General features: G+C 71.4%; 15 protein-coding genes and 1 pseudogene. 10 read left to right on the forward strand and 6 right to left on the reverse strand.

Annotated elements, in window-relative coordinates:
* Nucleotides 1-182: 182 nt before the first annotated feature.
* Together ACFU53_RS07110 and ACFU53_RS07115 are read right to left on the reverse strand one after the other, a co-directional pair.
* Nucleotides 183-653, reverse strand: a complete 471-nt coding sequence (locus tag ACFU53_RS07110) for an ABA4-like family protein (protein WP_383986919.1) — start codon at nucleotides 651-653, stop codon at nucleotides 183-185.
* Nucleotides 650-1,645 (reverse strand): hypothetical protein, encoded by a 996-nt coding sequence (locus tag ACFU53_RS07115; RefSeq protein WP_383986966.1) that lies wholly within the window; start codon nucleotides 1,643-1,645, stop codon nucleotides 650-652. Before ACFU53_RS07115 ends, ACFU53_RS07110 begins: the two co-directional genes overlap by 4 nt.
* 177 nt (nucleotides 1,646-1,822) lie before the next feature.
* Between ACFU53_RS07115 and ACFU53_RS07120 the strand changes: the two genes are divergently transcribed.
* Both ACFU53_RS07120 and ACFU53_RS07125 read left to right on the forward strand, forming a co-directional pair.
* Nucleotides 1,823-2,479 carry a MerR family transcriptional regulator gene (locus tag ACFU53_RS07120; RefSeq protein ID WP_383986922.1) on the forward strand — a complete coding sequence of 219 codons (657 nt, stop codon included), beginning with the start codon at nucleotides 1,823-1,825 and terminating at the stop codon, nucleotides 2,477-2,479.
* A gap of 262 nt (nucleotides 2,480-2,741) precedes the next feature.
* Entirely contained in the window at nucleotides 2,742-3,398 is a 657-nt protein-coding gene (locus ACFU53_RS07125; RefSeq protein ID WP_383986925.1) for a LuxR C-terminal-related transcriptional regulator, read from the forward strand.
* 551 nt (nucleotides 3,399-3,949) lie between these two features.
* Here ACFU53_RS07125 and ACFU53_RS07130 read toward each other — a convergent pair.
* Entirely contained in the window at nucleotides 3,950-6,361 is a 2,412-nt protein-coding gene (locus ACFU53_RS07130; RefSeq protein ID WP_383986928.1) for an ATP-binding protein, read from the reverse strand.
* A gap of 767 nt (nucleotides 6,362-7,128) precedes the next feature.
* Here ACFU53_RS07130 and ACFU53_RS07135 point away from each other — a divergent pair.
* The 8 genes and pseudogenes from ACFU53_RS07135 to ACFU53_RS07170 all read left to right on the forward strand — a co-directional run bounded on the left by ACFU53_RS07135 (nucleotide 7,129) and on the right by ACFU53_RS07170 (nucleotide 14,620).
* Nucleotides 7,129-7,278, forward strand: coding sequence for a hypothetical protein (locus ACFU53_RS07135; protein ID WP_383986931.1), 150 nt, complete (start codon nucleotides 7,129-7,131; stop codon nucleotides 7,276-7,278).
* 97 nt (nucleotides 7,279-7,375) lie between these two features.
* Nucleotides 7,376-8,383: a polyprenyl synthetase family protein gene (locus ACFU53_RS07140; RefSeq protein ID WP_383986933.1), complete on the forward strand. Its 1,008-nt coding sequence runs from the start codon at nucleotides 7,376-7,378 to the stop codon at nucleotides 8,381-8,383.
* Nucleotides 8,380-9,354: a DUF2332 domain-containing protein gene (locus ACFU53_RS07145; protein WP_383986936.1), complete on the forward strand. Its 975-nt coding sequence runs from the start codon at nucleotides 8,380-8,382 to the stop codon at nucleotides 9,352-9,354. Before ACFU53_RS07140 ends, ACFU53_RS07145 begins: the two co-directional genes overlap by 4 nt.
* Before the next feature lie 119 nt (nucleotides 9,355-9,473).
* Entirely contained in the window at nucleotides 9,474-10,961 is a 1,488-nt protein-coding gene (locus tag ACFU53_RS07150) for an FAD-dependent monooxygenase (protein WP_383986939.1), read from the forward strand.
* 974 nt (nucleotides 10,962-11,935) lie between these two features.
* The gene (locus ACFU53_RS07155; RefSeq protein ID WP_383986942.1) at nucleotides 11,936-12,190 is read left to right on the forward strand and encodes a hypothetical protein; all 255 of its coding nucleotides are present in this window, start codon (nucleotides 11,936-11,938) and stop codon (nucleotides 12,188-12,190) included.
* Between the two features lie 222 nt (nucleotides 12,191-12,412).
* Nucleotides 12,413-12,562, forward strand: a complete 150-nt coding sequence (locus tag ACFU53_RS07160) for a hypothetical protein (RefSeq protein ID WP_383986945.1) — start codon at nucleotides 12,413-12,415, stop codon at nucleotides 12,560-12,562.
* A 126-nt stretch (nucleotides 12,563-12,688) separates the two neighbouring features.
* Nucleotides 12,689-13,648: pseudogene (locus ACFU53_RS07165) on the forward strand (ATP-binding cassette domain-containing protein); the annotation flags it as partial.
* A gap of 132 nt (nucleotides 13,649-13,780) precedes the next feature.
* Complete coding sequence (locus ACFU53_RS07170) at nucleotides 13,781-14,620, forward strand: ABC transporter permease (RefSeq protein WP_383986969.1); 840 nt, start codon at nucleotides 13,781-13,783, stop codon at nucleotides 14,618-14,620.
* A gap of 159 nt (nucleotides 14,621-14,779) precedes the next feature.
* Here the strand turns inward: ACFU53_RS07170 and ACFU53_RS07175 are convergent, their stop codons facing one another.
* From ACFU53_RS07175 to ACFU53_RS07185, 3 genes are read right to left on the reverse strand one after another with little or no spacing between them, the layout of a single operon-like run.
* Nucleotides 14,780-16,159, reverse strand: coding sequence for an acyltransferase family protein (locus ACFU53_RS07175; protein ID WP_383986948.1), 1,380 nt, complete (start codon nucleotides 16,157-16,159; stop codon nucleotides 14,780-14,782).
* Complete coding sequence (locus tag ACFU53_RS07180; RefSeq protein WP_383986951.1) at nucleotides 16,156-17,313, reverse strand: glycoside hydrolase family 113; 1,158 nt, start codon at nucleotides 17,311-17,313, stop codon at nucleotides 16,156-16,158. The genes ACFU53_RS07175 and ACFU53_RS07180 overlap by 4 nt, the downstream gene beginning before the upstream one ends.
* A 3-nt stretch (nucleotides 17,314-17,316) precedes the next feature.
* The gene (locus ACFU53_RS07185) at nucleotides 17,317-18,765 is read right to left on the reverse strand and encodes a glycosyltransferase family 2 protein (RefSeq protein ID WP_383986954.1); all 1,449 of its coding nucleotides are present in this window, start codon (nucleotides 18,763-18,765) and stop codon (nucleotides 17,317-17,319) included.
* Nucleotides 18,766-19,002 lie beyond the last annotated feature (237 nt).

Raw genomic sequence — 19,002 nt, forward strand, 5'->3', positions numbered from 1 at the left:
CCTTCGGTGGACAGGCGAGGCCGGCAGCGCATCGGCACCGCGTCCACTGTCACCCGCGGCACAAAAGGCCGCATCTCGGGCTCATGCAGACGGACCTGGGAAGCAGCCGCCCTGACAGGCAGCCAAGGAGCAACCACCGCCCCGCAGCGCAGTAACTGTCGGTAGCGACCAGCAAGGCCATGTCATGGGGCGCGGCGACCCTGTTCCAGGCTGTGGCCTACGCGGTCCTTGGCCCCCTTCCGCTCCTTCGCTGCACGCAGCAGCAGGAAGAGCAGCAGCCCAAAGGGCGAGAGCAGGATCGTGAACACCAGCAGCGGCCCCATGACCAGTGGATGGATCCCGATCCGCCGCCCCTCGCGATACATCCACTGCCCGATCAGCAGGTCCCAGGCGATGACCTGGGCCCAGATCGCGCCCGCGCCGTTGGCGAGCACCATCAGATCGCGGAACTCGTCGATGTCCGGGCTGGTGACCACGACCCAGAGTTCCGGAAAGACCGGCAGCGCCATCACGAGATAGACGGCCAGTACCGGCACCACGGTCAGCGGCGACGCGGCGATACGGGCGGTCGGCCCCCACCCCGGGGCGAAGATCATGAGCAGCCAGACCGGCGCGGCCAGCCAGAAGCAGACCTCGAAGAGAAAACCGGTCATGTCACAGGCTCCTTGCTATCGGAAGCGTCGGAGGGCTCGGAAACGTCGGAAGCCTTGGAAGGCTCGGAAGGCTCGGAAGGCTCGGAAGCGTCGACTGCCTCATGTGGACGGCTCGTTGCCGCCCGCTCGGGGCTGGCGGTCCGGAGTGCCCCGTAAGCGCCCGCCGCAGTACCGGCGAAGATCAGCCCCGCCGCGGTCAAGGTCGCCCCATCCGGGTGGATCAGGGACTGCCCGCGCAGCGCCTGCCAGGTGACCAGGGCGAAGACGGCGGCGTACGCACCCGAGGCGACCAGGATCAGACGCAGCCGTACCCGCTCGGCCCGCAACCGCGGCAGACGCGGCGCCAGTACCACCAGCCCCATGACCACCAGCGGAAGCAACTGCAGCGCGTGCATGCCGAAGAAGTGCGGTACCCGCAGATCGCCGCCGGTGGTCGACCAGCCGGTCAGCGGCATCGAGGGGCCGCCGTCCGGTACGCCCACACTGTGGGCGCCCACCACCTTGGAGACCCCGCGCTGCTGACCGGGCGCCGGCTGCGTCATCAGGAAGCCGACAGCGGCCCCGGCAAGGGCGAGCACGACGCCGGACCGCACGGCCCAGGCGGACGCGCGGTCGGCGAGCCTGGCGCGGAGCAGGAGTACGGCGATGGCCAGGGTGCCGAGCCACAGGATGACGACAGTGATGGCCATCGCGTTGAACAGCGTTTCGTCAAAGGGCGTTTCGTGGTTGAAGTGGCTGCGCTTCCCGCGCACCACCTGACCGGTGATGATCACCATCTCGATGACGCTCGCCACTGCGACGACGGCGCCCGCCCACCAGCCCACCCGCCGTGCACGGCGGGTGGGCAGCAGCGACAGCATCCACGCCAGCGACAGTCCGTACACCACGAACGAAAGCGAGAACTTGAAGGGCTTGAACCAGATCGGCGAGCCCACGAGCTGTCGGTCGTCGACGGCGAGCCCCACCCCGGACACGACGGCGAGAACCACCATCGACAGGGAGAACACCACCAACGGCCGGTGCCATAAACGCCATGCAGGCATACCTATCTCCTCCGACTCCCGCAGCAAAGCAGATAGTGGCACTATCCGCTATCTGATAGCGCCACTATCTATCATGGGAGAAAGGGTTGGCAAGGGCGGGACAGCGGAACGAGGAGTGAACAGGCCGTGCGCATCAGCGAGTTGAGCCGCAGCACCGGAGTGCCGGTGCCGACGATCAAGTACTACGTCCGAGAAGGGCTCCTCCCGCCCGGCGAGCTGACCAGCCGCAACCAGGCGAACTACGACGAGACGCACGAACGCCGGCTGCGACTGATCCGCGCGCTGCTTGATGTGGGCGGCCTGAAGGTGGCCGCGATCGCGGAGGTCCTCGGCGCGGTCGACGACCCGGCCCGCCCGGTACACAAGGTGCTCGGCGCGGCGGCGGACCAGCTCGGCACGGCGCTGAGCGATGACGACGACGCGGAGTCGGCGGCCGCGAGCACCGCCGTCGCGGAGTTGATCGCGCGACGCGGCTGGCACGCGCACGGGTCGGACCCGGCAGCCGGGGACCTGGTCCGGGCGCTTGCCGCCATGGAGCGGGTCGGCCACGGGGCGTTCAGGGAACTGCTCGACGACTACGCGGACGCCGCCGAGTTGGTCGCCCGCGCCGACCTGGACTATGTGGATCGACGGGTGGCGGTCGATGACCTGGTGGAAAGCGTGGTGATCGGCACTGTCCTCGGCGCAGCGGTGTTCAACGCGATGCGCCGCATTGCACACGTGGACGCGTCGGCAAGGCTGTTCGGGCATGACAGAGCCGCCGACGCCGAACGGAAGGTTTGATCGAGGCGACTCCTGGTCCGGCACCGGCGGCAGCCATCACACCGGAAGCCCCCGCGTAGAGATCGACTTCCCTGTGCATCACTCGGCCCGGGTGACGGCGCCATGACTTCCCCGGCGACTCCGCGTCGGCCGGCCATCCGAAGTGTGTGCACGGAGAGACTCAGCCCTGTGCACTGTGCATCCAGTACGTCGCCGGACGCTACGTAGGGTTACAGGCCCATTCGAGGTCACGGCTCTCCGTGCCCGCAAGAGAGGGAGGTCGATGTTCGGCGACGGCGACGGCGACTCGGTGAGACGTCCGTCTGTTGTCCTGCTGGCCGACGACCCCCTTGTCCAAGAGGGCGCGGCGGTCTATCTGGACGCACACGAGCAGGTCGAGCTGCTCCCCGGGGATCATGTGGAGCAGGCCGACATCGCGGTCCTCATCGCCGACGAGGTGACCGGGGAGACGCTGTCCGGTCTCTTGGCCATCAGTCGGCGCACGGACGGAGTGACGCGCATCGTGCTCGTCACTGACGACGTCGATGACGAGCAGTTGACTCTCGCTGTGGCCTACGGGGTCGTGAGCCTGCTTCGGAGGTCCGAGGCGAGCTTCTCCCGGATCGTCACCGCGGCGGTGGACGGTCACCGCGGGCGTTCTCAGCTGCCGTCGAGCGTCGTCGGTCGGCTGGCGTCGTTGATGCGAGGTCTGCAGCGGGAGGACGGGCCGCCTCGTGGCGTGTTCCCTGCGAGTCTGGTCCCCCGGGAACTGGACGTACTCCGGCTCCTGGCCGAAGGCCTCGACACGGCGGAGATAGCCGGCAAGCTGAGCTACTCGGAGCGTTCGATCAAATCGATCATCCACGACCTGACGAAGCGCCTCGGGTTACGCAACCGCACCCACGCGGTCGCGTACGCGATGCGGGCCGGGCTGCTATAGGGCCGAGTGAGCCCCAACGGCAGATCATGCGGAACAGTCAGCGAGCAGTAGGTAAAGGCAGCTTGCCGTGGACGCCGCTCACGCCCCCGCCCCCCGCACACCGCCTGTTCCGGAGCGACGGCGCCTGACATGCCGCCGGGCGGTGCGCCCGTTCGTCGCCCGGTGACAGGGCGGCCGCCGCGGTCGTACGGGCCGCCTACCGTGCTCGTGTGCCGACCGGCGGTCTCCGGTTCGGTGAGCGTCGTACTCGAACGTCTTCGGCAGGGCAGGTCCACGCCGACGGCGCGCACCACTGCCCATGAGGCCGGTGCGTGGCGTTCTCCAGATGCGCGCCCTGCCACGCGCTTCGCGAAGCCCTGCCACGCGCTTCGCGGAGCCCTGCCCCGCGCGTCCGAAGCGTCCGAAGCGTCCGAACCGCCCATCGGTCGGCGGCGGCGTGGAGCAGCCGGGTCGCCGGGTCGCCGCGTCGCCGTGACCGCTCCCGGCCCGCCCCTTTGGCGGCCGACCGGAGAGCGGCTCCCCCAGGGGGTGACGGGGGCGCCATCGGCCGGTCAGCCGGCCGACCTGCGGGGGGTCGCCTCGACGATCCAGGCGGCGATCTGGACGCGGGACCCGAGTCCCAGGGTGGTGCGGATGTTGCGGATGTGGGTGTCCACCGTGCGGGTCGACAGGTACATGCGGTCGCCTATCTGCCGGTTCGTCAGGCCCTGGGACACCAGTACGGCCACCTGCCACTCGCGCTCACTCAACGACGTACGGGACAACGGCTCCTTCCCCGTGGGGACCGACGTGTCCAGTGCGTAGTCGGTGGCCTGTCGTGTCGTCAGGGTGCGGCCGGACGTGAACGCGGCCTCGACGTGCTTGTGGGGTACGGCTTCGATCACGCTGGTACGCACGGCGTTCACCTGCCGCTGCCACCACACTCCCGCCGCGGGGGCCTCGGGCACCGTCGGGCGCAGTTCCTCCGCCGCCGCGAGCAGCTTCAGCGCGCGCTCGTAGGCGCGGTCGCGGGCGGCGACGAGCGCGAAGCCCTCCAGGGCGCCGGCGCTCCACAGCGGGTGTCCGGCGGCGGCGTGGAGCAGCGCGGTGAAGCAGGACGTGGCCTGCTGCTGCTCGCCGGCCTGGAGGGCCAGAGCCCCGCGTGCCAGCAGCAGCGGCCGGACAGGTCCGGGGACGGTTTCGTCCCGCGCGACCGCCAGGGCCTCGTCGACGGGCTCGGTCATGTGCTCCGTCTCCCCTGTCACCAGGACCTGCCGAGCCAGCAGATGGAGGCTCAACGCGGCCATCGGCATATCGTCCTGGAGGCGGCTCGTTCCCAGGCAGTGGCGCAGCCGGCGGACGGCCGCCTGTCCGGAGCCGGGCCGTCGCAGCAGGTCGAGCAGGGTTTCCATACGGGCGAGTTGCGCGTCGTCCCCGGTGCGCGACGCCTCGGTCCGCACCTGGTCGGCCAGGAGCCGGGCGCGGTCGTCCAGTCCGCGCCACGCGGTGAGCACCGCCTGCGCCGACAGGGCGCCGAGGTGGTACCCCGACAAGGGGTCCGCGCGGCTCAGCACGGAGGCGAGCGCCGGCGGGCGGGCCGTCGGGGCGCCCATGATCATGTCGAGCGTCTCGACAGCCGCGACCAGCGGGACTTGACGCGGGTCATCCCCCGCGCGCAGCCAGGCGAGCATGTGGTCGATGTTGGCCCGTTCCCTTGCCAGGCGGCGCGCACGGTGACGGCTCAGGACGCCCGTCTCGTCGAAGGCACCGAGGGCCATGACGAACCAGGCCGCGGCGCGCTCGCGTACGGTGTCCTGCTCGGCCACGTCCTCAAGGCGCTCGCGTGCGAAGCACCGCAGCGACGCCGGCATCCGGAACCGGGCGTCACCCGTCTCGTCCGGTACGGCTGTGATGAGGGACTTGGCCTCCAGCGAGGCCAGCAGTTCCGGTACGGCGCGGGGCTCGACGGCGGTCGCGGTCAACGCCGCCGCCATGTCGGGTCCGAACCCGCCGGGCGCCTCCGCCAGGGCACGGAACAGCCGCCGCTCGTCGTCGCTCAGCAGGTCGTGGCTCCAGTCGATGGCCGCTCGCAGGCTCTGGTGCCGTGCCGCCGCTGTCCGCCAGCCCCCGGTCAGCAGGTCCAGCGGTGCCTCGTCCACCTGGTCGTGGAGCGTGGCGACCGGGAAGGCCCGCACCAGCCGTGCCGCCAGCTCGATGGCCAGGGGCAGACCGTCCAGTCGCGCGCACAGCGCGCCGATTCGGCGGGCGTTGGCCGCGGTTAACCGGAAGTCCGGCTTCACGGCACGCGCCCGGTCCGCGAACAGGCGCACCGCGGGAGAACGCAGCAGCTCGGCGGGGGTGGCGTCCGTGTCGTCGCCGGGTGCCGGTAGTCCGGCGATCGGGTACACCACCTCGCCCGGGTGACGCAGGGACTCCCGGCTGGTGGCCAGCACCCGCAGGTCCGGCCAGTGGGAGAACGCCTCGCCCAGCGCGGTGCCGCAGGCGTCGAGCAGGTGGTCGCAGCCGTCCAGGACCAGCAGCCGGGCACCGCGGTCCGCCTTGCCCGCGGAGCTCGTCCGCGCGAGCTCCGTGGTGATCCTCTCCCTCACCTCCCGCGGGTCGGCGGCCCCGTCGAGTTCGACGAGCCCGGCCGCCGTACGCCCGGTGCGCTGTTGTGCCGAGGCCGCCTCGATCGCCAGCCGGGTCTTGCCCGAGCCGGGCGGGCCCGTCAGGGTGACCAGCCGCCCGCCTGCGAGCAGGCGGGCGAGCTCGACCAGTTCGTCGGTGCGGCCCACGAAGCTGCTCATGCGGGCCTGTGCCTCCATGGAGGAACCGGCTCCCACGTCGACGGAGTTCCGCCGCTGCCGGTAGGCGCGCTGACGGCACGCGTTGGAGCAGTACCGGGGCGCCGAGCGACGGCCCGGCGTGGGAGCGGGCATGGGGCCGTCGCAGGTGGCGCAGCGGTCGGGTGGAGCGGTGGTCACTGGTGTTCCCTGCCTCCGTGGTGGCCTCGACCGGTTGCCGGCGTGCGCGAAGCGGGCAACGGAGGACGAGGCAGGGCGCGCGGTCCGCCGCCGTGCGGGCGGTCGTCCGGGTCCGGGCAGCCGTCCGGGTCCGGGCGGTCATCCGGGTCCGCGTGATCGTCCGGGTCCGGGCGGTCATCCGGGTCCGCGTGATCGTCCGGGCGCGGGCGGTCATCCGGGTCCGCGTGATCGTCCGGGCGCGGGCGGTCGTCCGGGTGCGGGTGCATCACGTCCTGCTCCCTGTTCCAAAGGCGAGGCGTCGCGGAGCGGCCCGCCCAGGCCCGGTGCCTCGGCGGAGCCGGGCAGTACGAGCCAGGGGGAGGGCGTTCTGCGTGCCACGGTTCACTCGTGGTCTGCCGGCACCCGACGCGATGCCGGCCGTGCGACGGGCCGAGACCGTCCCGGAGTGCCCTGCGCGTCCGGGGGTCCGGGGGGGTCCGGCAGCCGGAGCACTTCGGGCACGACGTGCTCGACGCGGCGCGCTGCTGCCGTGGCAGTCGCCGCGGCAGTTGCCGCCAAGGTAGCGCCGTCCGGGAGCGGTGATCATCCCCTCGCCCTTTCGGGCGGCAGGTCAGCCCTTTCGGGTGGCATGGACGGGCGCACGCCGTAACTGCGCGGATTACCGACGAGGCGGGCGTCCGCCGTATGGATCATCTGTTCGGGCGAGGCGCCGTAACCGAGCAGCCCCGCCCCCGGGACGACCGGCCTTCCCCGAAATGGAGTCAGGCATGACCACGTCGCACATGACCACGTCGCACACGATCGACGAGCTCGAGACGCTGCTGGACGGCTCGTGGGACGAGACGGCCGACGCGGCCGCTCACGACCTCCACGAAATCCGCTTCGAGCAGACGAGCCAGGGCACCACCTACTGCTGAAGCCCGCCCCCGCCTGACGCGAGCAGGCGCGCAGTCACCGGCGGGGCCTGCCCGGCATGCCCCGCCCTCCCCCGACGACGCCATGAGGAAACGGCACATGACCTCGAAGGACGCCCAGGCGGCCTACGACCTGCTCCTGGGGCACCAGCGGCAGCTCGCCCCGGCGGTGGACTCCGCCGTCCGCACCGCCTGTGCGGACGCCCCCGAGTTGCAGCGGGCGGTCCTGGCCCTGCTGGAGACGGACGCCAGCTCCGGCAGCCTCTTCAGGCTGCTGGCACTGCCCGTGCACGGCGCCCTGACCGGCGACGTGGAGCCCGCGGTCCCGGTGTGCGTGCTGTCCAGGCTGTGGTGGGCCGGAGCGGAGATCCTCGACGACGTGATGGACGGGCAGTTCGACCCGCGCACCGCCGGCCTGTCCGCGGCGGCGGTCACCGTCGCGAGCACCGCCTGCCTCACCCTCCTCCCCCAGGAGGTCATCGTCCGGCAGCGGTTCCCCGACGAACTCAAGGCGGCTTTCGGGCGCGAACTGAACCGCGCCACGATCGAGTCCGCCGACGGCCAGCTGGCGGACATGGCGCAGAACGCCACCTCCGACTTCTGGAAGCGGACCATGACCGGCTACGACGGGAAGACCGGCGCCGCCTACGGCCGGGATGCCGCGATGGCCGCGATGCTGGCGGGACGGACGGAGCAGGAGGTGCGCGGCTGGCGGGTCTTCGGGCGGCTCTTCGGCGTGCTGCGGCAGACGGCGAACGACCGCGCGGCGGCGACCGCCGAACAGGATGCCGACCTGGCCAACGGCACCCCGACCCTGCTGCTGGCCTACGCGCTGGAGACCCTGCCGTCCGCCGAGGCCGAGGAGCTGGGGCGGGCCCACACGCACGCTCCCCGGGACGCGCACGCGCGCGGCGCCGTGTGGGACCGGCTGCGCCGACCGGACGTGGCGGCCGGCTACGACCGCAGGATCGCCACGCTCCGGCAGCGGGCGTCCGACCTGCTCCAGCAGCTGGCGGCGCCCTCGCCCCACCGGGACGTCATCCAGTGGATGGTCGGTGTCTCGGCCGCCTCCTCGCAACTGACCGACCAGGACGGGATCGCAGCATGACGACCTCCGAGGAAACCATCAGCGACCTGCGGGCCATGTCCGCCGGCTCGGCCGGATACGCGCCCGTCTCGGCGGACCTGCTGGCCCGGCTGGCCGACGACGCCGAACGCGGCGGCCCCGTCTGGTCCCTGATCGGCGGCCATCCGCAGGCGGCCGAGCCGCTGTTCGGCATCCGCGCCGTCGCCGGGGTGCGTTGGCTGATGCTCAGCGGTCTGGCCCCCGAACTCGCCGAGCACCTCCGGCATCTGACCGCCGGAATCGGCGATCGCGCGTACGCCACCCATACCTGGCAGCTGTCCGCCCAGGCGTTGCTGGACCACCCGGACCACACCCTCGCCGCGCTCAACCGGCCTGTCCAGCAGCACCAGCCGGGCCGGGCGGGCGTTCTGCTGGCCGCGCTGGGGATGCTGGGCGCGCCGAAGGTACGGCTGTTGGAACTGGGCGCCTGCGCCGGTCTCAACCTGCTCGTCGACCACTACCGCTGGTTCGGACCGGGCTGGGAGTGGGGCGATCCCGACTCGCCCGTACGCCTGGTGGCCCACGGCAAGGCTCCCGGCGACCTCACCATCGTCGAGCGCGCGGGGTGCGACCTCGCCCCGCGCGATGCCGCCGACCCGGCCGACGTACTGATCCTGCACTCTTTCCTGCCGCCCGAGCGGGACATCGAGCGGATGGAGCTGGACGACGCCCTGGCGCTGGCCGCCCGCTCCGAGGTCCGGGTGGACAAGGCGGACGCCGCCGACTGGCTGGCCGCCGAGCTGGCGCGGCCAGCCGGTGACGGCGACGGTGACCGTGACGTGCGCACCGTGGTGTGGCACAGCTTGCTGTGGGGCTACCTCACGCCGCGACAGCAGACGGAGATCGAGAGGGTTCTCAGCGAGGCGGCGACCCGTATGCCGCTGGCCCGAGCGTGCTTCGAACCGCACAACTGGGGCCTGGCGCCACGCCTTCAGGTGACCGTCTACTCGTAGCCCGCCGACAGACGTGGTCGCGTCCCCGGTCGGCCCGCGCCCGCGCGACCCGCCCGGGGGCCATCCGCGTCGCCCTCGCCCTCGTACCGGCACCCACCGTTCTTCAGGAGCTGACCCTGGTGCACACCCTGATTCTCGGAGCGGGCCCGACCGGCCTGGTCACAGCGATGCTGCTGGCCGCGGAAGGGCATCGCGTCACCGTGGTCGACCCGGACCCCGGGCCGCCCGCCGACGGCCCGCACGGCGTGTGGGAGAAGTGGAAGCGGCCCGGAGCGCGCCAGTTCGCCGCCGCCCACGTCCTCGCCCCCGCCGGCTACCGCATCCTGCGGCGGGAACTGCCCGAGACCGTCTCCGAGGTCCTGGCATGGGGAGGCCGACGCCACAACATGATCGCCGGCGCGCTGAGCCTCCTGCCCGACGGCGCGGCCGAACCGGACGACGAACGGTTCGACACGGTGGCGGCACGCCGGCCGGTGCTGGAGGCCGCGCTGCTGGCCGTCGCGGAACGGGCCACGGGCATCACGCTGCGGCGGGGCATGCGCGCCGTGGAGCTGCTGGTCGGGGACCCGTCCGAAGCGCGCGGCGCGCACGTAACCGGAGTCGTACTGGACGACGGCGAACACGTCGCGGCAGACCTGGTCGTGGCGGCTTCCGGCCGGAGCCGGTTCGCCGCGTCGTTCCTCGACGCCGTGTACGCCGACGCGGCTCAGGCCGATGTCCCGGGAATCCGGCCGGGTGGGGCGGACATCCGGCCGCATGAGGCGGACATCCGGCCTGGTGGGGCGGACCGGGGATTCCGCTACTACACCCGGCACTTCCGCTCCGCCGACGGGAGCCTTCCCGGTCCGGCGCCCTGGCCCCTGCACCACCACGACAGCGTGTCGGTCATCGTCGTCCCGGGCGACAACGGCACCTGGTCGATGACCCTGGTCACGTCCGGGGCGGACCAGAAGCTCAGAACGCTGGGCCGAAGGGACGCCTGGCAGCGGGCCGCCGCCCTCTATCCCGGCCTCGCGCCCTGGGCGGAGGGCGAACCGATCGGCGGCGTCGTCGCCATGGGCGGCATCCACAGCGTGCGCCGCCGCCTCGTCCACCCCGGACGGCCGCCGGTGACCGGACTGGTGGCGGTCGGGGACGCCTGGGCCACCACCAATCCCCAGTTCGGTCTCGGCATGACCCTCGGCATCACCCACGCGACGCTCCTGCGCGACGTACTGCGCAAGGCCGGCCCCGGAACCAGTCGCCCCGCCGAACTGGCCCCGCTCTTCCACGACATGACCGAACGACACCTCGCCCCCGTGTGGGCGGGGCTCGCCGGCTGGGAGGCGCACCGCCAGGCCGAGATCGACGCGGACATGCGCGGCGAGGTCCACCGCAGCGGCGACCCCGCCTGGAACCAGCACGTCGCCGGCCGGTCGGCCTGCCTGCGCGACGCCGGAGTCATGCGCGCGATGGCCGAGATCGGCTTCCTGCTCACCGACTCCCGGGAAGCCATGGGGAAGCCGGGTCTCATGGCCCGTTTCGCGCGACTGGCCACGAACGCGCCCCGCTACGTCGACGGCCCCGGCCGCCGCGAACTGCTCACGGCCGTCGGCGACCCCGCGTGAACAGGGCCACGCCCGAAGACCGCGGCCCCCACCCGTAGAGCCCCACAGGCGGCCGGGACGGGGTTCGCCCTCGCCGGTGCGCGCACGGACACGTACCCGTGCGCTGAGGGTCGCAAGGTCCGCCTGCGACAGGCCTACAGTTGCCCGCGGTCTGGGACGAGCCGCCGGACAGGCGCGCCGAGAAGTCCGTGGACACGACCACTCTCGACACCTCTCTCCACACCTCTTTCGACACCTCTCTCGATACCCCTTCCGACACCCTTTTCGACACCCCTTTCGACACCTCGGAATCATCGCTGGCCGCCACAGCCCCGGCCGGGCACACGCCCGGACGTCGACGAATGGAAGACCTACGCGTGGAACGCGAAACCGCTGCCCGGAGAGAGCCCCGGCGAGGGACCGGTGGGACGACTGGGACGACGGACGCGGAGCCACCCCCAGCCGAGCAGGGCGGTCTTACGGACGTGTCCAACGCCTCGGTACCCGAGCGCGCTCGTTCCACCAGGCTTGCCGCCCTGGCAGCGTCGCTGGCCGGTCTCCTGCTGGTCGGCGCACCTTTCCTGCTGACGGGAGGCGGCGGAACAACCACCGCGAGCCCTTCCACCGCCACCGCGGGTCCCTCCGTCTCGCCGCCCCCGGGCCGGTCCGGGCACGGGGAGAACACCACCGCCCCGTCTCGGCAGTCGGGCCCGGGCGCCAGGAATCGTGAGTCGCCAGGTACAGCCGCACGCGACTTCGGTGCCTCGGCCGCTTTCGACACTCCCCTCGCGACGACCGCGGGTGCACCCCCCTCACCCTCCTCATCCCCCTCACCCCTTTCGCCCCCTTCACAGCCTTCCCCCGCTTCACCCCCTTCGTCCGTCACCGAGAAGCCGTCCCCGACAGGTGACGGGGCCCAGCAGGGGACCCAGACCGTCATCAGGGGTACGAGCGTCCTGCTGCCCGGGCAGTCCTGGTCCACGAACCGGATGACCATGACCCTCCAGGGAGACGGCAACCTGGTGATCTACGACCGGAACGGCACGCCACGCTGGCAGTCCGGAACCGTCGGGCGCGGCGCCAAGACCGTTTTCCAGGCGGACGGGAACCTGGTCGTCTACACCTCCGACATGACGACCGCATGGTCCACACGCACCGACGGTCACGACGGCGCTGAGCTGGTTCTGGGCAGGGACGGTAAGGCGACCGTCCGCTACGGGAACACCGTTCTGTGGTCCAGCGGCACTTGAGCGCCAGGACCGCCCGGCGGAGCGAGAGGTCTGCCCCTTCGGGCAGTGCGCCGTGCCGCGTGCCGTAACTGCGCTCATCACCGAGGACGCGGCCGATCACCGACCCGAATCATGTTTCCGGGGGGCGCTGCCGCACGGTCCGTGAGGGCCCTCGGCCGTCCCCTGACCACCGGCCCTCGGCCGTCAACTGACCACCTGTTGCCCCATGAGACGGAGCGCCACATGAACACACTCACCGTGATCGACGAACTCGAGGTACTGCTGGACGGCTCGTGGGACGGCGACATCGAGACGGATGCCGCCGACGTGTACAAGGTCGTCCTCGAAGGCACTCCCAAGGGGACCCAGAGCAACCCCTACGGCTTCTGCTGAACACCGAGACGCCGCCATCCGGTCGTGGGGATGAGCGGTAGGGGTGGGGCGTGCGTGCACGCCCCACCCCCTGACAGAGGGTGCCCGACCGGATGAGGGCACGGCAGTGAAAGGTACTTCCTGACCATGACATGGCACCCCTACGGCTTCGGCGCCTCCGCCGATCTCGCTGTCGAGGCACACGGCCTGGTCAAGCAGTACGGCGGTCTCACCGCCCTGAACGGTTTGGACCTGGCCCTCCGCCACGGCACGGTGTTGGGCGTACTGGGCCCCAACGGCGCCGGCAAGACCACGCTGGTGCGCGTGCTGTCCACCCTGGCCAAGGCCGACGCCGGATACGCCCGGGTGGCCGGGTTCGACGTCCGGCGCCGGCCCCGGCAGGTGCGCCGCGTCATCGGACTCACCGGCCAGTACGCGTCGGTGGATGAGCAACTCTCCGGTTTCGAGAACCTCTACATGATCGGCCGCATGCTGGATCTGCCCAGCAGAGGGGCCCGCGTCCGCGCCGTGGAACTGCTGGAGCGCTTCTCGCTCACCGAAGCCGCCGCCCGCCCCGCCCGGACCTACTCCGGTGGCATGCGCCGTCGACTGGACCTCGCCGCCGGCATGGTGGGCCGCCCTCAGGTGCTGTTCCTCGACGAGCCGACCACCGGGCTCGACCCGCGCACCCGCAACGAGGTGTGGGACGAGATCCACGACCTGGCCAAGGAGGGCACCGCCGTCCTGCTCACCACCCAGTACATGGAGGAGGCCGAGCAGCTGGCCCATGAACTCACGGTGGTCGACCGCGGCCGGGTGATCGCCCACGGTTCGCCGGCCGAGCTCAAGGCCGCGGTGGGCGGAGACATCCTGGAGGTCCGCCCGTTCACCACGGCGGACCTGCCCAGCATGTTGTCCTGCCTGTCCGAGGCGGGGATAGCGGACGCCTGGACCGACCCCGCCGAAGGACTGTTGATGGTCCCCGCCTTCGACGACAGACAACTCAGCGGCGTGGTACGGACCCTTGGCGGCAGAGGCTTCGGCATCAGCGGCATCACCACGCGCCGGCCCGGCCTGGACGAGGTGTTCCTGGCCCTCACCGGACAGGGCAACGGCGCGGGCCCCGGGACACAGCCCCGGCGGCAGCCGGCACCACCCCCGGCCCGAGGGGCATGGCCTCCCGGGCCGACCATCCTCGCAACGCAGGTCAGGCCGACGCAGGTCATGCCGACGCAGGTCATGCCGACGGCGGTCAGGCCGACAGAGGTCAGGCCGCCCGCCGTCGCGCCGCCTCCCCCTCGCGGCGGCTCAAGGATCGCGCCGCGTGCCTATCTACGTCACACCGGCACGCTCGTCCGGCGCAATCTCCTCCGCATCAAAGCCGACCCCTACACGCTGTTCGACTCGTTGCTGATGCCGGTTCTCTACACGCTGCTCTTCGTCTACGTGTTCGGCGGAGCCGTCTCGGGCTCGCGGGAGAAATACATCCAGTACATGATCCCCGGCCTGCTCGGCATCCTGAGCCTGACACTGGCCACATCGGTCGGCGCCGGCATGAACGCCGACTTCAAAACCGGGCTGATGGACCGCTTCAGGACCCTGCCCATCGCCGCGTCGTCGGTCCTGGTGGCCAAGCTCATCGCGGAGACCATCCGGTCGGTGCTGTCGCTGTCGGTCCTGATCAACGTCGCCATGCTCCTGGGACTGCGGGTGCCCGCAGGGCCGCTCAAACTGCTGGCCGTGGACGGCCTCATCCTTGTGTTCGGCATGTCCATGGTGTGGGTGTCCATGCTGATCGGCATGACCATGCGCAGTACCGAGGCGGCCCAGGGCGTGAGCGCGCTGGTGGCCGTGCCGCTGCAGTTCGGCAGCTCGATCTTCGCACCGGTCTCGACGATGCCGGGCTGGCTGGAGTCCTTCACCCGGTTCAACCCGCTGTCCGCCCTGGCCGACGCCTGCCGGAACCTGATCAACGACAGGCCCGCGGGTCACTCGGTGCTGATCGTGCTGGCATGGTCGGTCGGCATCACCCTCGTGACCGCCCCGCTGGCGGTGGCACGCTTCCGCAAGCGGACCTGAGCAGACGGGGAGCCGTTCTCCGGATGCACGGCTACGGCGTCAGCCCCTGCGGCTACGGCATCAGCCTCTGCACGACTACGGCGCCAGCCTCGGCACGGCTACGGCGTCAGCCTCTGCAGGGCGTACGTGCCCGTCGTCAAGCCACGTATGCCGCGAGGGTCAGTGGGACGCCCGCCCGCGACGCCAGGGATGGGCGGCCAGGCGCTCGATGAGCAGGTAGTGGACGAGCAGCGACAGGAACCAGGTCACCACGCCCCCTACCAGGAACAGGCCGAGAGCGCTGAGGTCGGGCTGGCCGCGCCGCAGCAGCCAGTACACGGGAAGGTGCAGCAGAAAGAGGCTGTACGACATGCGGCCGATCTCGGTGAGCAGCTCGCCCGACAGCAGCCGTGCCAGGGGGCCTCGGTCGCTGCTGAGCACTGCCGTCAGCAGCGCGGCGCCCAGCACGGCCGCGACCACGTACCGGTTGTCGCCCTGCCCTCCGCCGCGAAGGACGGCCGACACCGCCAAGGCCGCCGCTGCGGCGAGGCCGGTCGCCGTCAGCAGTACGGCGGCCGGACGGGACACCGCGCGGCCACCGCGTTCGGCCAGGTGAACGAGGCAGGCAGCACCGGCACCGGCCGGCAGGGCGAGTGTCTGCATGCCGGTGAAGACGCCGAGGCCGGGCAGCGCCCCGCGGGCCGCGGCGACGGTCGCCGCCCCGGCGAGCAGGGCGGCGACCAATGTCACCGCGGCGAGTCGGCGTCGGGCGAGCAGGCAGAGGCACGCCAGCAGAAGGGACCACGTCAGCACGGAACGTGCGGTGATGTCCCACAACCACAGCGGAGCGAGCGGCGAGTCCATCGTGGGGACGGCACCCAGTGGTCGGCCGTGCACCCACTCGGCCCAGCCCCCATGGCCGGGTAGCACCAACGGAACCTGCCGGGCCAGGTCGCGGATGATGCGCGGAGAGCCGAGCGCCCAACAGGCCGTGAGCGTCATGGCGAGCGACACCAGCAGGGCGGGAATCAGCCTCTTCGCCCTACGGGCCAGGAAGCCGACGACGCCGGTCCTGCCGGTTGCCGTCGCCCTGCGGAGCAGGGGCAGGGTGGTGAGAAAGCCCGTCAGCACCAGCAGGACATCGATGCCCGCACCGCTCCAGGAGAAATACGGCCCGCCCATGCCGGTGTCGTACAACAGAACGGCCAGCACAGCGGCGCCCCGCAGACCGTCCACGGCGGAGAACCGCCTCCCACTCGCCTCCCGCCCGGAACCCTGCGCCGCCACCGGGCCCGGCTCGGCCCCGGGCACAGGCCCGGCGAGCAGTGTGGGGAATCGGGTGACGTCCGCGAGGGGAGCACCGTCGACCGGTCCTCCGAACCCGGCCCGTCCCAGCTCGACGCCCGCTGCCGGCCACGTGATCGGATGCGCCCGCTCCGACGGCGGGTGGAGATGAGGATGGAGATGAGGATGGGGATGGGGATGGGGATGGGGACCGTACTCGTACCAGTACGACTCGGCCGGGTTCGGCGGCTGATGCCAGTCGTGCTCTTCGTTCATCTCGGCCAGGTCCGGAAGCAGGAGGTGATGACGGCCTCGGCGGGGCGGCCGAGGAAGGAGGTGTGGGAGCCGGCGGGGGCGCCGGCCGCGGGGTCGGCGTGGAAGTCGAGGTTCCACCAGTACAGGCCGGCCATGTCCCGGTCCCGGGCGACCTGGCAGGCCGCCTCGAACCAGCGTTGCTGCACCGTGGGGTTGAGCTTCCCCCCGCCCTTCCAGACGGCCGGGTGACGATAGGCACCGTCCTCGGCGATGATGCCGACCTCGCTCAGGATGATCCGGGGCAGTTTTCCGGTGCTCTTGCGGTCGAGCCAGCGCTGCCAGCCGTCGGCGATCTCCCCGACGGAGGCGTCGTCGCCGAGCCCGGTGAGGGGGAAGTAGGCGTCGACGCCCAGGTGGTCGACGGGGACGGGGACATGCCGGGCGACGTAGTTGTCCCAGTTGGCGTCGTAGGACAGCTCTCCGGGGAACGACTTGCGTGCCGCGGCGATCAGCGAACGCCAGCGCGGGTCGTCCTCCAGCGAGGTCAGCTCCGCCCCGATGACGAAGGTGCTCGCGTGATGGCGGGCCGCGAGGGTGAGATACGGCGTGAGGAAGGCCTCGTACGACCGGAACCAGGCCGCCCTGTCGGCAGGGGCGAGTGAGCCGCGCCAGGCCAGGGGATCTTGGGCCAGCAGGCTCTGCTCATCGAGCAGCGGACGCAGAGTGATACGTAGCCCGGCCGCCGCCGCGGTGTCCATGAGCATCCCCAGGTGCCGTAGGGAGGGCGTCGCGGCCGAGGCGCCGACCCGGCTCGCCGTGGGGCCGGCGGTCGCGAAGGGCAGGGTCACCGAGATCGCGTTCATGTGCTTGCCGACCATGTAGTTCACCAGGCGCAGTGCGTTGGTGCGCACGGACGAGTCCGTTTCGCCCGGGTAGGTGTACCAGAGCACCTGCGCGCCGAGTTGGGGGTCGCCGCGCCGCCAGGGCCGGGCGACCCGCGCCGGAGCCGGGTTCCCGGTCGCGGACGCGGACGCGGACGCGGATGCGGGCGCTGTGGTCGGCGCCGCCGGGGCTCCGGCTCCCGGGGAGACACACCCGGCCGTCAGCAGGAGGGCCATGACGGCCATGAGGACCATGAGGACCAGGCGGACGGGGCCACGAAGAGGTGTACGCATCCCTCAGGCCGGTTTCGCTATCACGACGAACTGGTTCTCCACGCCGCGCAGACAGCGCAGCAGCCCCCGGAAGGAACCGGCCGCCTCCCAGAGCGCGAAGAACGGCATCAGGGCCACCACCGCGATCGGCTCCCACCACAGACGGCGGCCGTTGGACGACACCGAGGCGTTGATCTTGAGGCCCTCCCAGTACATCCAGACCGCGTAGCCCATGGTCACCGCCCACAGGGGCAGGACCCACGGCGTGACGGGCGAGGTGTTGAGGTCGCCGAGCAGCGCGCCGACCGCCAGGACGACGCCGACGTGCTGGAAGGGCCCCATGACCCAGGTCGTCACGCTGTACATGAGCAGGGCCCTGGAGCGGCGCGGCAGGCTGCGGTTGAAGGCGAGACCCACCAGGCCCCAGGACCAGCGTTCTCGTTGCTTGAGGAAGTCCCGCATGGTCGCGGGGGACGCGCCGTAGCTGCGGCCGGAGAACCAGTCGCTGCGACCCTTGTAGCGGCTGGCGAAGACCAGGGCCAGGTGGGCGTCCTCGCAGATGGAGTCCGGGCCGAAGTCCCAGCCGATCGTGGCCTCGATGGACGCGCGGAGCAGCAGCAGTTCGCCGTGCAGCCCGGCCAGCGGAGTACCGCCGCCGGTGAGGACGGCGAAGCGAGCGATGTCGTCGGCAGGGCGTATCGCGTCGGCCAGCCAGGTCAGGCGATTGACGGCGTTCTCGCGCGGATAGGTCAGCATGCCCTGGGCCAGGTGCTTGCCGTCGGGGCCGGCGCGGCGTTGGGCGTTGATGAAACGGGCGACCTGTTCGGCCGTGTCGGGGCCGACGCCGGTGTCGTCGTCCATGTGCAGCACCCACACGTCGTCCAGGGCCTCGCCCTCGGCGATGCGCAGCTCGTGGGCGTAGTGGTTGGCGCGGGCCTTGAAGCGGGTGCCGTTGCGGGTGCGGTAGGCCTTCGGCACGGTGACCACGCGAATCAAGGGGCTGCGGGCAGCCAGGACGTCGATGCGGTCGGCGGCCTCGCAGCCCTCCTCCGTCAGGATGTCGATGCGCAGCGCGGGGAACCAGCGCGGCAGGAACGCGCAGTACGACAGCACCGACCGCTCCAGTGCCGGGTAGGTGTCGTGCCGGCCGATGGTCGGGACGAGCACGACGAGCCGGTCGTGCAGCGCCAAATCGGCGTTGGTCCAGCCGCGCTGGCGGGCGATACGGCGACGGGTGAGCACGGCACCGGTGACGCCGACGAGCGAACTGACGACGGGCAGCGTCCACAGGACGGTGACCACCCAGCCCATCAGGGTCGCCCTGGGGGAGTACAGCGCGGAGGAGAAGGCGTAGGCGAGGGCCGCGGTGACCAGGAAGGGCAGGAAGCCCGGCTTCCAGGCGGCCTGACGCTTCACCATGCGAGCGGTGCGGCGGGACGGGGAGATGTCGATGCCGTCTGCAGAGATGGCCATGATCACCGACTTGCGTATGTAAAAGTCGACTTACCGCTCAGGGCCGGAACGCCCCGGAAGTACTATGCGGAACCTTGCATGACACTTGTAGATTTTGTGAAGATGATTCCCGTCACAGAACCTGATCCGACGAGGGCGTGCGCCCAGGACGCCTGCGGTGGCGGTGAGGGTGGCGGACCAGGTTCGAATCCTGCCGGGGGAACAGAACAAAGGGCCGGCTCAGGAGGGGTTTCCTCC

Source organism: Streptomyces sp. NPDC057474 (assembly GCF_042802555.1).
Classification (GTDB): Bacteria; Actinomycetota; Actinomycetes; order Streptomycetales; family Streptomycetaceae; genus Streptomyces.

What these genes read in the sequence shown, in the direction of transcription:
- ACFU53_RS07135 (WP_383986931.1), top strand. Translation starts at nt 7,129, where the DNA reads ATGACCACGTCGCACATGACCACGTCGCACACGATCGACGAGCTCGAG.
- ACFU53_RS07155 (WP_383986942.1), top strand. Translation starts at nt 11,936, where the DNA reads ATGACCCTCCAGGGAGACGGCAACCTGGTGATCTACGACCGGAACGGC.
- ACFU53_RS07125 (WP_383986925.1), top strand. Translation starts at nt 2,742, where the DNA reads ATGTTCGGCGACGGCGACGGCGACTCGGTGAGACGTCCGTCTGTTGTC.
- ACFU53_RS07185 (WP_383986954.1), bottom strand. Translation starts at nt 18,765, where the DNA reads ATGGCCATCTCTGCAGACGGCATCGACATCTCCCCGTCCCGCCGCACC.
- ACFU53_RS07145 (WP_383986936.1), top strand. Translation starts at nt 8,380, where the DNA reads ATGACGACCTCCGAGGAAACCATCAGCGACCTGCGGGCCATGTCCGCC.
- ACFU53_RS07160 (WP_383986945.1), top strand. Translation starts at nt 12,413, where the DNA reads ATGAACACACTCACCGTGATCGACGAACTCGAGGTACTGCTGGACGGC.
- ACFU53_RS07170 (WP_383986969.1), top strand. Translation starts at nt 13,781, where the DNA reads ATGCCGACGGCGGTCAGGCCGACAGAGGTCAGGCCGCCCGCCGTCGCG.
- ACFU53_RS07110 (WP_383986919.1), bottom strand. Translation starts at nt 653, where the DNA reads ATGACCGGTTTTCTCTTCGAGGTCTGCTTCTGGCTGGCCGCGCCGGTC.
- ACFU53_RS07140 (WP_383986933.1), top strand. Translation starts at nt 7,376, where the DNA reads ATGACCTCGAAGGACGCCCAGGCGGCCTACGACCTGCTCCTGGGGCAC.
- ACFU53_RS07180 (WP_383986951.1), bottom strand. Translation starts at nt 17,313, where the DNA reads ATGCGTACACCTCTTCGTGGCCCCGTCCGCCTGGTCCTCATGGTCCTC.
- ACFU53_RS07175 (WP_383986948.1), bottom strand. Translation starts at nt 16,159, where the DNA reads ATGAACGAAGAGCACGACTGGCATCAGCCGCCGAACCCGGCCGAGTCG.
- ACFU53_RS07115 (WP_383986966.1), bottom strand. Translation starts at nt 1,645, where the DNA reads ATGGTGGTTCTCGCCGTCGTGTCCGGGGTGGGGCTCGCCGTCGACGAC.